We start from the raw sequence: 12944 nt of genomic DNA, 5'->3' as shown, positions 1-12944 counted from the left end.
TGCGGTCGACTGTTCACTCAAATGCTCACATAGGACGCAATGTTGCCTTAGCGTTACGGAGATGATCAAGGGAGGGAGGACGGCGAGAGGCACCGGCCCGCCTCGACCGATGACGACATGAACCCTCGAACCCGACCGTTCACCAGTCTCGGTGAACGGCTGCGGGCGGCACGACACCAGTCCTTCGTCGGCCGTTCCGCGGAACTGGCGCTGTTCCGTACGTCACTGCGCCATGCCGCCGACTCCTTCGCCGTGCAGTTCGTGACCGGTCCCGGTGGCGTCGGCAAGTCGGCCCTGCTGCGGCGGTTCGCCGACGAGGCCGCCGCGGCCGGGTGGATCGTGGTCGAGATCGGTGAGCACCGGCCGCCGCCGTCCCCGGAGGCGTTCGAGGCCGACGCGATCAGGATGTTCACCGACGAGCCCGCGGTGTTGTTCGTGGACGACTTCGAGACGTACCGGCCGCTCGAAGGCTGGCTGCGGGACCGGTTCCTGCCCCGCCTGCCCGCCGGCTCGTTCGTGATCCTCGCGGGGCGGCGACCGCCCGGGGCCCTGTGGCTGTCGGATCCGGGCTGGGAGGACGTCCTGCAAGTGATCACCTTGGGCGACCTGCCCCGGGACGACGCGGTCGCGCTGCTGACCGCGCGCGGGGTGCCGGCCGTCCGGCATCCGGCGGTGCTCTCCTTCGCCGGCGGCCATCCGCTGGCGCTGTCCCTGGCCGCGTCGGCCGTCGGCGGGATGACCGGCGGTGAGGAGGCCCAATGGACGCCGCCCCACGACGTGATCGGCGCGTTGCTGACGCGCCTGGTCGGCCAGGTGCCCTCACCGCTGCACCGGCAGGCGCTGGAGGTCAGCGCCCACGTCCGGACGACCACCGAGGGGCTCCTGCGCGCCGTGCTGCCGGAGGCCGACGCGGGTGCCCTGTTCGGCTGGCTGCGGCGGCTGTCGTTCATGACCTCCGTGCCGTCCGGCCTCCATCCGCACGACGTCGTCCGCGAGGCGCTCGACGCCGACCTGGCCTGGCGCGACCCGGAGCGGTACCAGGACATGCACCGCCGGCTCATCCGTCACTACGTCCGTGAGGCGCGGACCTGTGCGGACTCGCCGAGCTTCGCCCAGTTGGAGGCGCTCATGTACCTCCTGTGGCACGGCTCGGGCCTGTTCGGCGACCAGGACGAGTACGACTTTCACGAAGACGCCGTCCGGGCGGGCGACCGCAGAGCGCTCCTGGACATCGCCGCCGCGAACACCGACGACGAAACGGCCGCCATCGTGGACTTCTGGCTCGAACGGCGGCCCGAGGCGTTCTCCGTCTACCGGAGTTCCGACTCGGGGGAGCCCGCCGGGTTCGTGCTGACGCTCCGGCTCACCGAGCCCGACGCCGAGGAGAACGACGTGGACCCGGTCGTGGCGGAGGCGTGGTCGTACGTCCGCCGGGTGAGCCCGCTGCGCGAAGGCGAGCACCTGGTCCTCGCGCGGTTCATGCTGGCGCGCGAGGAGTTCCCCTCACCGGTCTCGGACCTCATCGCCGCACGGCTCGTGACAATGGCGATCCAGGCCGAGGGCGTGGCCTGGACCTGCATGGTCGTCTCCGACCCGGAGCGCTGGGAGCGGTTCGCCATCTTCGGCGAGCAGGACCCGCTGATGGTGCGGGTGGGTGACCGTCTCTTCGCCCTGTTCTGCCGGAACTGGCAGGAGACCCGGCTCGACACGTGGCTCGAACAGCTCATGCCGCGCCGCACGCCCGCGGCCTGGCGGGCGCCCCGTCGCCGCGCCGCGCGCACGTACGCGGTGCTGTCGCGAGCGGAGTTCGACGCGGCGGTCCGCGGCGCGCTGCGCTCGTGGAACCGGCCGGCGGCCCTCGCCGACAACCCGCTGGTCCCGGCGCGTGTCGTCGCCGAGGCGGGCGGCGAGCCGGTCGACGCGCTGCGGAGCGTGCTGCACGAGACGGTCGAGAGACTCGCCGACGACCCGCGCGACGTGAAGCTGCACCGGGCGGTCACGATGACGTTCCTGCAGAACGCCCCGACCCAGCAGGCGGCGGCGGAGCGGCTGGGCCTGCCGTTCAGCACCTACCGCCGGCACCTGACCCGTGGCCTCGAACGCGTCTGCGACCTGCTGTGGCAGCGCGAGCTCCTGGGCGCCCGCGGCGCCGAAGCCTCATGAACCTTCGGGGTGCCCCGCTCAGGCCATGACGGCCTCGGGGCCCGCGCGGAGGCGGGCCCCGAGGCGTTCGCAGGGCGGTCAGCGGGACGGGTCGCGGTTGAACAGCTTCTTGGACCAGAGGTAGCCGGCCAGCGCGATGCCGACGCACCAGGCGGTCGCGATGATCCCGCTGTCGCCGATCGATGAGCCCAGCAACAGGCCCCGCAGGGTGTCGATGATCGGGGTGAAGGGCTGGTACTCGGCGAACCAGCGCAGTCCGGCCGGCATCGAGTCGGTGGGGACGAAGCCGCTGCCGAGGAACGGCAGGAGCATCAGCGGCATGGGGGCGTTGCTGGCGGACTCCGGGGTCTTGCTGATCAGGCCGAGCGCGACCGACAGCCAGGTCAGCGCCAGGACGAGCAGCGTGAGCAGGCCCGCCGCCGCGAGCCACTCCAGGGGGCCGGCGGTGGGGCGGAAACCGATCGCCAGCGCGACGGCGACGACGATCGCCATGCTGACCAGGTTCTGGATCACGCTGCCGACGACATGCCCGGTCAGCACCGAGGCGCGGGAGATCGCCATGGTGCGGAACCGGGCGACGATCCCCTCGGTCATGTCCATGGCGATCGAGACCGCGGTCGCCGTGGCGGCGCCGGCGATGGTCATCAGGATGACGCCGGGCGTCACGTAGTTGACGTACTCGTGCCGGCCGCCCGCCGCGCCGCCGAGCCCGTTGCCCAGCGTGCCGCCGAAGACGTAGACGAATATCAGCAGGAAGACCACCGGCATCCCGGCGATCATCAGGGTCATGGACGGGTAGCGCTGCATGTGCCGGAGGCTGCGGCGCAGCATCGTCGCCGAGTCGCGGGCGGAGAGGGTCAGGGCGCTCATCGAACGGGCTCCTTCTCGGGCTGGCCGGTGAGGGTGAGGAAGACGTCGTCGAGATCGGGCGTGTGGACCGACATCTCCTCCACCTCGATCGACTGGTCGTCGAGCCGGGCGAACAGGGTCCGGATCGACCGGACGCTGCCGTCGCTCGGCACGCGCAGGGCGAGTGCCTCCTCGTCGGGGGACACCTCGCCGAGCACCTGCGTGGCCGACCGCAGCGCGTCGACGTCGGCGAACCGCAGACGGATGTGGCCGCCGGGGATGCGGCGCTTGAGCTCGTCGGCCGTGCCCTCGGCGATCAGCCGCCCGTGGTCGAGCAGGGCGATCCGGTCGGCGAGTTCGTCGGCCTCTTCCAGGTACTGCGTGGTGAGGAAGATGGTGACGCCGCCCGCGACGAGGTCGGAGATGATCTGCCACATGGTGCGCCGGCTGCGCGGGTCCAGGCCGGTCGTCGGTTCGTCGAGGTAGATGATGCGCGGGCCGCCGACCAGGGTCATCGCCAGGTCCAGTCGGCGCCGCATGCCCCCGGAGTAGGTCGCGGCGGTCTTGCGCGCGGCGTCGGTCAGGTCGAACCGTTCGAGCAGTTCGGCGGTGCGGCGGCGGCCCTCGGCCCGCCTCAGGTGGTGCAGGTCCGCCATCAGGAGGAGGTTCTCCTCGCCGGTGAGGAACTTGTCGACGGCGGAGTACTGGCCGGTGACACCGATCGCCGCCCGTACGGCGTCGGGCTCGGCGGCCAGGTCGTGTCCGGCGACGCGCACCTGGCCGCCGTCGGCGCCGATGAGCGTGGACAGGATCTGCACCATGGTCGTCTTGCCGGCGCCGTTGGGGCCGAGCAGCGAGAAGATCGTTCCCTCGGCGACCTCCAGGTCGACGCCGTCGAGCACGACGTTGTCGCCGTACGACTTGCGCAGCCCGGTCGCCGTGATCGCTGGGGCGGTGGTCATGATCCCTCTTTCCGGTTGTGGTGAGTCAGATCCCGACGGATGACGTCTCTCTTGACGTCAACACGGTCGGCGGCGGCGTCACAGTGGAGGCGGGATCGTCCCCGTACGGCCGAGCCTCGACCAGGCTGGGCGCCGGATCGAAGGCGAAGGTCGGGGGTGTAGGCGGTGGAGTCCATGACGCCATGATGACATCACTATGACGTCATCGCAAGTGGGGCGGCGTCGATGTGGCATCACGGCCGTCGACGGCCCGTCGGTGCCGGCGTTTCACTGCGCAGCCTGAAGCGACCCGCCGCAGGGACCTCCCCGGTCGGGTGGGGCGTAGATCTTGGGATGCGGCCGGAGATGACGCGGTTGACGCAGGGTGACGTCGCGCGGTTTCAGATGACGGCGTTCTCCAGCGGTTCGCCGCGGCGAGCGCGTCGTGGTCGACCAGCGGCCCGGCTGTCACCCAGAAGACGGATCCTCAGCCACCGAATCGTCCACGGCCACCGCCGTCTCGACGCCGGCCGGTGCCGGCTGGCTGGGATGAGGTCGGTCTCCGACGGCCTTCTGCTCATTCCACAGACGAACCTTCATCTCTTCCCGGACGTCACGGTACGCCGGGTCGGAATAGACATTGCGCAATTCCTCAGGGTCGGTCTGAAGGTCGTACAGTTCCCACTCGCCGTGGTAGGTGAAGGGGCCGGTGCCGGGAATCCCCATGCCATCGTTGTAGAAATAAATGATCTTGTAATTGTCGGTTCGGTACCCGTAGTGTGCGGGCGCCTTGTGGAACGCGTCGTCGTGTTCCCAGTAGCGGTAGTACATGCCCTCCGCCGGCGGCGAGGTCGGCTCCCCGGTCAGGTCGCCGAAGAAGCTCCGCCCTTGCATGCGGGGATGGTGCGCCGTTCCGGTCGCGTCGAGGATGGTCTGAGCGAAGTCGACGTTCGTGACGATGCCGGTGTGTACCCGGCCGGGCCGGATCCTTCGGGGATAGCTGAGCACCAGTGGCATCCGCAGGGACTCCTCGTACATGAAGCGTTTGTCGAACCAGCCGTGGTCACCGAGGAAGAACCCCTGGTCGGAGCAGTACATGATCAGCGTGTCGTCGAACAGGTCGCGGGCGCGCAGCCAGTCGACGACCCGTCCGACGTTGTCGTCGACGGACGCCACGCAGGCGAGATAGTCCTCCATGAAGCGCTGGTATTTCCACAGGGCGAGCCGCTCCTGGTCGAGCCCTTCGGGCGGGTCCTCCTTGAGATCCTCGGCGTTCAGGTGCTCGGCGATCCGCATCGCCGCGCGCCGCGCCGACGACGATCGGCTCGCGTGGTCGTCGTCGAACGTCGCCGGTACGGCGATCGGTTCGGCGTACATGCCGGCGTGCTTCTCGTCCGGCTCCCAGGGCCGGTGCGGTGCCTTGTGGTAGATCAGCAGGCACCACGGATCGTCGCCGTCGAGGCCCTCCAGCCAGGCGAGCGCCAGGTCGGTGATGACATCGGTGGCGTAGCCCGGCACCTGGCGCCGGCCGTTCTCCGACAGGAGGATCGGATCGAAGTACTCGCCTTGTCCGATCAGCACGTCCCAGTAGTCGAAGTTCTGCGGGTCGTGACCGTCACCCTCGCCCAGGTGCCACTTCCCGACAATGGCCGTACGGTAGCCGGACTCCCGGAGCAGGCTGACGAACGTCGGCTGGGCGGCGTCGATCGGGGTGTCGAGCGTCGAGACGCCGTTCACGTGGCTGTAGGTTCCGGTGAGGATGCTGGCGCGGCTCGGCGAGCAGAGGGCGTTCGTGGCGAAGCAGTTGTCCACGCGCGCGCCGTACGCGGCGATCTCGTCGATCCGCGGCGTCCGGTTGACGACCGATCCGTAGGCGCCGACCGCGTGCGAGGCGTGGTCGTCCGTCAGGATCATGACGATGTTCGGGCGGCGTCCTGCGGCCCCGTCCGTGGATGTGCCGCCGCTCATGCCGGCCCACCCCGGTAGGTCGCCTCGTCCATTCCGCTCATGGTGGGGTCGTAGGCGACATCGCCGACGTCGTACATCGACGTCATCCAGTGGAAGAAGTTGTCTCCCCGGTCGCGGAGCACGGTGTAGAGCCGGTTCATCATCCGGGTCCGGACCGCCGCCTGCTCCGGATGGTCGTAGACGTTGAGCAACTCGTCGGGGTCGGTGCGCAGGTCGTACAGCTCGTTCGTAGAGTCGGGGTTCACCACCAGCTTGTACCGCTCGGTCCGCAGCATCCGCTGGGGATAGGGGAAGTGGTGACCATGGAACTCGCAGACGATGTCGTCGTCCCACTCCACCGGGTCGTCGGAGGTGAGCGGGACGAGGCTGCGGGAGTCCACCGCGGGCGTGGGATCGATCCCCGCGAGCTCGAGGATGGTCGCTGTGCAGTCCAGGAGACTGACGAACTCCTGCCGGACGACGCCGCCGGGCCTGCCTGGGATGTGCACGATGCCGGCGGTCCGGTAGATGTCCTCGTACATGGCCGGTCCCTTGTCGTGTAGCCGGTGGGCCCCGGTGAACTCGCCATGGTCGGAGGTGAAGAAGACGGCCGTCTCGCCGGTCAGACCGAGGCGCTCCAGCGCGTCCAGGACGCGCCCGATCTGCGCGTCGATGAGTGCGACGTAGCCCCGATAGACCGCGATGAGCTTGCGCGTGACCTCGATCGGAATGGTGTCGAACGTCCAGTGCGCGCTGTAGTTGCGCTGCACCGGCGGCTTACCGTGGAACGTCTCCGCGATCGACCTGGGCAGTTCGATCAGCTCGGGATCGAACATGTCGAAGTACTCGTCCGGCACGATGTAGGGCAGGTGCGGCCCGAAGAAGTTCAGCTGGAGGAAGAACGGCGTGCCGCCGTGGCGGAGGTCCTCGGCGTAACGTTCGAGCAGCTCGATCGTCCGGGTGGCGAGGTAGTACTCGAACGTCGCCTCTACCGGCCCGCAGAACCGCGCGGCGAGCAGGTTGCCCGGCCCGCCGTTGGGAAGGGTGCCCCGGATGCGGTCGTCGATCCGCCACGGCGCCAGCCCGTTCCGCTCCAGGTGGTCGCGGTAGTCCTCGTGGTCGACGGGATTGTGCCAGCCGGGCAGGTGGGGGCCGTCGAAGCCGAAGTCCGCGGCCGTGCGCTCGTGCCCGATGTGCCACTTGCCGATCAGACCGCAGTTGTAGCCCTTGGCGCGGAGCGCGTGCGAGAAGCCGAACTGCTCGTCCGGGAGGTCCTCGATATAGCCGACGTTGCGCTCGTGGTTCGCCAGCAGCTTGTGGCGGAAGGGCGCCTGCCCGGTGAGCAGGCTCGCCCGCGCCGGTGTGCAGATGGCGGTCGGGGTGTACCAGCGGTCGAACCGCGTGCCACGCGCGGCCAGGGCGTCCAGCGCCGGTGTCGCGGTGTCCGGGTTCCCGTACGCGCCGATGGTGTCCACCCGGTGCTGGTCGGTCATCAGGAACAGGATGTTCATCGGCTCCGTCCCGTGACCTCCTTCGCCGGCCGTGGCACGGGTGCCGTGTCCATTGGTTCCCTCGCTTCGCTCGGTCACTTGGCGGTTCCCGGGAGGTCGGCCGAGGAGGGGCGGTCGGGAGAACCCGTGAACAGGTCGCCGGTGTAGTAGCTCTTCGGGGACACCGGGGAGGGCAGCTTGCCGGCCTGGACGAAGTAGTCGTTCATGCCGGCCAGCCACTTGTCGATCGTGCCGTCCCGGGTGTCCTTGTCGAGTTCGGCGACCGGGAGGGTCTTGGAGTTGGCGGCGTCGGCCCTGACCTGGTCGGGCGGGGCACTGATCATCTTCGCGGTGTACTCGATCGTCTGGTCCGGGTGCTCGCTACGGAATTGCATCGCCTCGCGCAGGACGGCGATCACCTTCTCGACCTTGCCCCGCTCCTTCGCGACGACGTTGTTGCCGGCGACGAAGACGGTCGGGAAGGACACCTTGGCGGAGAAGTCGGCGTTCTTGGCCAGCTCAACGAGTCCGGGCACCCGCTTCTTGATGGTCGCGATCGCCGGGTACCAGAAGCCGGCGGCATCGATCTTCTTCGAGGCGAACGCGGACACGATCGTGGACGGGTCCATCGGCACGATCTTGACGTCCTTCTTGGTCATGCCGGCGGACTGCAGGGCGAGGGTGAGGATCATGTCCCCGGACGTGCCCTCCGGCACCCCGACCGTCTTGCCACGCAGGGCGGCGAGAGAGGTGATACCGGGCTGCGCGATCACCCGGTCGGCGTTGCCGAGGGTATTGATCGCGATGACCTTCGCCTTGCCGGACGCGGGCAGCCACATGGCGCCGGGGCCGATGTACCCGAAGTCGAGGTCGCCGGTGCCGAGCGCCTGGATCTGCAGCGGGCCGTTGGTGAACACCTTGGTCCTGGCGTCGAGCCCGTGTTTCTTCCACAGACCCTTCTCTTTGGCGACGGCGAGAAGGCTCGTTCCGTTGAAGTCGCCGATGTAGCCGAAGTTCACCCGCGTGGCCGCGGAGCCACCGCCACCGGACGAGCAGCCGGCCGCGGCCAGCGCCATGGCGGCGGCCGCGGTGACGAAGATCCTTCGTGTCATTGTCATCGGATGGCTTCCCTCTCGGTCGGCGCCGGCGTCGCGGCCGGGCGATCGGACTCCTGGTGGTAGACCGAGTGCCAGACGCGCCGGCGTATCTCCCCGAACTGGGGGCTGAGCCGCATGTCCTCGGTACGTGGGTAGGGCAGGTCGACCTCGATCACATCGACGACGCGGCCCGGCCGCGCCGCCATGACGATCACCCGGGTGGCCAGGAACACCGCCTCGTCGACGTCATGCGTGATGAACATGACCGTGCGGCGGTCCTGGCTCCACGTCTCCAGCAGCTGTTCCTGCAGGTTGACGCGGGTGAGGGCATCGAGCGCCCCGAAGGGCTCGTCCATGAGGAGGATCGAGGGGTTCATCGTGTAGGCCCGCGCGATGGCGCAGCGCTGCTTCATGCCGCCGGAGAGCGTCTTCGGCAGGGCGTCCGCGAAGCGTTCGAGTCCGACCAGGCGGATGAAGTGCTCCGCCCGTTCCCGGCGCTCCGCCTTGGGCACGCGCGCGGTCTTCATGCCGAACTCGACGTTCTGGCGTACGGTCAGCCACGGGAACAGGGCGTACTGCTGGAAGATCACGCCGCGTTCGGGGCCCGGGCCGCGCACCGCCTCACCGTCGACGAGCACCGTTCCGCCCGAGGGTTCCTCAAGGCCGGCGAGGGTGTTCATCATCGTGCTCTTTCCGCACCCCGACGGGCCGACGACGGTCACGAACTCGTTGTCGGCGATGTCGAGGGTGACGTCCTTGAGGGCGACGAAGTCCTCGCCTCCGACCTGGAAGGTCTTGGAGACGTCGCGCAAGGCGATCTTCGGTTCCGGTGCCGGCGTGTTCAACGGCGCTCCTGCCAACTCGTGAGCCTGTTGCCGGCCAGCTGCAGCAGCCGGTCCATGATCAGGCCCAGGATCCCGATTGAGATGATGCCGACGAAGATCGTCGGGAGGTCGTAGTAGAGCTGGGCGTTCTGCATCCGGTAGCCGAGGCCCTTCTGCGCGGCGAGTAGTTCGGCGGCGACGAGGGTCGCCCAGGACGAGCCGAGGCCGACGCGCATGCCGACGAGGATGAACGGCATCGACGCCGGCACGATGACGCGGATGAAGATGCCGCCGTCCTTCGCGCCGAGCACCTGCGCGGCGTTGATGAGCGTGCGGTCGACGCTCACGACGCCCTGATAGGTGGAGATGACGCAGGCGAGGAAGGCCGCCAGGAAGATCACGAAGATCTTGGGGGCCTCGCCGATGCCCATCAGGACGAGCACGAGGGGCAGGATGGCGAGCGGCGGGATGGTACGGAAGAACTGGATCCACGGCTCGAACAGGCCCCGCGCGACGGTGTACCAGCCCATGAGGAAGCCGGCGACGATCGCGGCGGCGGAGCCGAGGAGGAAACCGGCCAGCACCCGTTCGAGGCTCGCCATGACGTCGCCCTCCAGGGTGCCGTCCTGGAGCAGCGTCCAGCCCCGCGAGACGACCGCGACCGGTGTCGGAACGTCGAATCCCGCGAGCGCGAGAATCCACCAGGCGCCGACCCCGAGCACGACCGAGGTCAGATTGAGAAGCAACAAGGTCCGGCTTCTGCGTGGTCGTCCGGTGGCGCGCGCCCGTCCGGTGTCGGCGTTCCCGGCGCCGGTCTGTACGTTCTCGGGGCTTACGACTGTCATCGCAAGCCCTCCTCCGGTTTCGTTCCTGCCACGGTTCTCATGGGATGCTCCTTCGTACGTTCGGTCGGCCCGGACGGGGCGACCGGGTCCTCGGGATAGCCGGCGAGTAGCGGGGATTCGTGAAACAACACCGCGATGGCCCCGAGGGCGCCGCCCTCGTCCGCGAGAAGCGCCGGACGGATCACCGGCGCCGCCTCCGCCCGGTAGGACAGCTCATACGTGATGGTCGAGACGACCTGCTGAAACAACATCGGTGCGATGTGGACGATCTCGCCGCTGAGCACGATCTCGCTCGGGTTGAGCGTCATGGCGGCGGCGCCGAGGGCACGGCCGACGGCCGCCCCGGCCTCCCGCAGCACCTTGTCGACGGTCGGCTCCGCGATGCGGACCGCCGCGCGCAGGTCGTCCAGCGTCTCGACGCGAACGCCGAGCGAACGGCAGCGGGCGAGGATGGCCGGCACCGAGGCGATGGTCTCGACGCATCCGCGCTTGCCGCAGCGGCACGGCTCGCCGTCCGGGCCCGCCACGGTGATGTGGCCGAACTCTCCGGCGAAGCCGTCCGCCCCGCGTACGAGCTGGCCGTTCACGACCACCCCGCCGCCCACCCCGTCGGACAGCCGCACGTAGATGAGGTTCTGCACGGAGTCGGCCGGGGAGCGGAGCGCCTCGGCGAGCCCGGCGAAGCGCACGTTGTTGTCCACGGTCACGGGGGCGCCGAAATGCTCGGCGAAGGTCTCGGCGACCCCGTCCGCCGGGGACCTGTCCCCCCACCCGGGCACACCGACCGCGATCGCCTGGAGCGCCCGGTAGTGCACGCCCTTGTCGACGCTGAGCCTCCTGATGAGGGCGAAGGCGGCCGGAATGCGCTCCGGCCATCCCGCCGACTCCGGATAGCGGGACGTGCCCAACGCGATGACGTCATGGGAGGCGTCCGCCACCGCGACGTTGACGCGCCGGTGCCCGAAGTCCACCGCCATGAACTGCCCGGAGCTGGGATCCAGCGCGAGGCGTTCGGCGGGCCGCCCACTGCCGACCCGCCCGACCGCGTCCGTCCCGACGATCGTGATCGCACCGCGGGCGATCAGATCGCTGGTGATCTCAGAGACCGTGGTGCGCGACAGCCCCACACGAGCGGCGATCTCACCTCGGCTCAGCGCGCCGCGCTGGCGCAGGACCCTGAGGACCCGCTCCTCGTGCGAACGCCGTACGAGGGCGTGCACTCCGCCGGGCGGTGACATGGGCGAAACCGTAAATATGACGTTTTTTTGCGTCAAGGCTCCGACAAAAAGAATCGGGGATTACGACGTGGTGTCGCCAGAATTCATCGGCGCAGCCCGCGCCGTCCCACCCGCCCGGCCGCGCCGGCCGTGTGCCCGGCGCCTGGACCATGGCGTCGCCGCAGGCCGGGCGGGACGTGACGCAGAAGGCCGGGGTCACCGATGACGGCGCTCGACGTACAGACGATCGCCTTCCGGGCCGGTCCACTCCACCCGCACGACACCGGGCACGGCGGTGTCCGCGATGCGCGACGGGTCGGCCCAGTAGCCGAAGTTGGGGTTGCGGAAGAACGTCGACCAGACCTGGCCGCGGTGATCCACGAAGAGGTTGTTGTGACCGGCGCCGACTCCCGCCGTCCACCGTTCGGAGTACGGTCCCTCGAAGTTGTCCGAGACGGCGGCCACCATGTCGTACTGGTACTGCACGCGGCCGGGGCCGGGTGGGTCGTAGGCGTATCGCGTGCTGCCGTCGGCATTGGCCGACGTCCGGTCCCAGGCGGCCTGGAGGAGGTAGTACTTGCCCCCGTACCTGAACACGTACACGCCCTCGAGGTACGGCTCGGGCGAGTAGGGCGTCTCCTGGAACGTCGGCAGGTTCTTCGCCGGGATGATGTCCTCCATGTCGTCCCGGAACTTCGCGTACAGGTGGTGGTGCAGCACGAGCCACGCGTCGTCGCCCTCGCTGTAGAGGCTGCCGTCGATGTGGTGGTAGGCGCCGGGCTCGACGAACGCCGGTCCCCCGACGAAAGAATCGCCGAAGGGCTTCTCGAGATTGCCCTCGACGAGCCGGTACGGGCCCTCGACCCCGCCCTCGCTCACGAGCATGAACGAACCGACCTTCCGCGAGTGGTCGCCCATGCACGCGACGATGTACCACCTGCCGCGGAAGTAGTGCACTTCCGGGGCCCAGACCTCGCCGCGCTTGCCGAATCGGTCGTCGTACCAGTACTCCTGCCAAGGAGCGACGACCGTGCGTCCGGGCCGGTTCTCGTCGACGAACTCCGGCGACCACACCTTGCCTCTCTCGGCGCCGGGCCGGATGCCGGTGGTGTCCGCCAGCCTCCACGGCCCGCGCAGCGACGGAGACACCCAGACGAAGATGCCGTCGTTCCACGGGGCGGCCGCGTCGAGCCCGGGCACCCGGGTGGTGCCCGTGGCGACATAGATCGGACGACCGTGTGAGACGAAGCAGTTGACGTAGGTGTCCCGCATCCAGACCCGGCCGAGCTCCTCGTCTCTCGGACGCGGCGCGAGCGGGAGGACGAAGGAGTTGTCCTCACGCGGCCACAGGTCCAGCCGGGTGTCCGCGAGACCGTAGGGCTCGAGGCCGGGCCAGTTCGATGGGTACCGCCGCGCCGACCCGACCTCCGCCGGGGCCACCTGTGCCGCCCGCGCCGCGGTCGCGGGCAGCGCCGCCGCTCCCAGAAGGCCGGCCGCACCGGCCAGCAAGGACCGCCGACCGACATGCGATCTGTTGTCGGAACCAGTCATCAGTCACGACCTCCTCCATG

General features: G+C 69.3%; 10 protein-coding genes. 1 reads left to right on the top strand and 9 read right to left on the bottom strand.

Annotation, left to right across the window (positions count from 1 at the left end; all coding sequences use genetic code 11):
- Window positions 1–117: 117 nt before the first annotated feature.
- A complete protein-coding gene (locus OG417_RS52970; protein WP_329247143.1) occupies window positions 118–2163 on the top strand; it encodes an ATP-binding protein in 2046 nt (681 codons plus the stop codon).
- A 78-nt stretch (window positions 2164–2241) separates the two neighbouring features.
- Here the strand turns inward: OG417_RS52970 and OG417_RS52965 are convergent, their stop codons facing one another.
- From OG417_RS52965 to OG417_RS52925, 9 genes are all read right to left on the bottom strand, one after another.
- On the bottom strand, window positions 2242–3033 hold the full coding sequence (locus OG417_RS52965) for an ABC transporter permease (RefSeq protein ID WP_329247140.1): 792 nt from the start codon (window positions 3031–3033) through the stop codon (window positions 2242–2244).
- A complete protein-coding gene (locus OG417_RS52960; RefSeq protein WP_329247137.1) occupies window positions 3030–3974 on the bottom strand; it encodes an ATP-binding cassette domain-containing protein in 945 nt (314 codons plus the stop codon). The genes OG417_RS52965 and OG417_RS52960 overlap by 4 nt, the downstream gene beginning before the upstream one ends.
- Window positions 3975–4421: 447 nt before the next feature.
- Window positions 4422–5921: a sulfatase family protein gene (locus tag OG417_RS52955; RefSeq protein WP_329247134.1), complete on the bottom strand. Its 1500-nt coding sequence runs from the start codon at window positions 5919–5921 to the stop codon at window positions 4422–4424.
- Window positions 5918–7411 carry a sulfatase-like hydrolase/transferase gene (locus tag OG417_RS52950; RefSeq protein WP_329247132.1) on the bottom strand — a complete coding sequence of 498 codons (1494 nt, stop codon included), beginning with the start codon at window positions 7409–7411 and terminating at the stop codon, window positions 5918–5920. Before OG417_RS52950 ends, OG417_RS52955 begins: the two co-directional genes overlap by 4 nt.
- A 74-nt stretch (window positions 7412–7485) precedes the next feature.
- Window positions 7486–8508, bottom strand: a complete 1023-nt coding sequence (locus OG417_RS52945; RefSeq protein WP_329247128.1) for an aliphatic sulfonate ABC transporter substrate-binding protein — start codon at window positions 8506–8508, stop codon at window positions 7486–7488.
- Entirely contained in the window at window positions 8505–9332 is an 828-nt protein-coding gene (locus tag OG417_RS52940) for an ABC transporter ATP-binding protein (protein WP_329247125.1), read from the bottom strand. The genes OG417_RS52945 and OG417_RS52940 overlap by 4 nt, the downstream gene beginning before the upstream one ends.
- Window positions 9329–10156, bottom strand: a complete 828-nt coding sequence (locus tag OG417_RS52935) for an ABC transporter permease (protein ID WP_329247122.1) — start codon at window positions 10154–10156, stop codon at window positions 9329–9331. Before OG417_RS52935 ends, OG417_RS52940 begins: the two co-directional genes overlap by 4 nt.
- A complete protein-coding gene (locus OG417_RS52930; protein ID WP_329247119.1) occupies window positions 10153–11394 on the bottom strand; it encodes an ROK family transcriptional regulator in 1242 nt (413 codons plus the stop codon). The genes OG417_RS52935 and OG417_RS52930 overlap by 4 nt, the downstream gene beginning before the upstream one ends.
- A gap of 195 nt (window positions 11395–11589) precedes the next feature.
- Window positions 11590–12924, bottom strand: coding sequence for a family 43 glycosylhydrolase (locus OG417_RS52925; RefSeq protein ID WP_329247117.1), 1335 nt, complete (start codon window positions 12922–12924; stop codon window positions 11590–11592).
- Window positions 12925–12944: the final 20 nt, after the last annotated feature.

It is taken from the genome of Actinoallomurus sp. NBC_01490 (genome assembly GCF_036227085.1).
Taxonomy (GTDB): Bacteria; Actinomycetota; Actinomycetes; order Streptosporangiales; family Streptosporangiaceae; genus Actinoallomurus; species Actinoallomurus oryzae.
The sequence above is the reverse complement of the archived record's forward strand: the minus strand, read 5'-3'. Positions and strand labels throughout refer to the sequence as shown.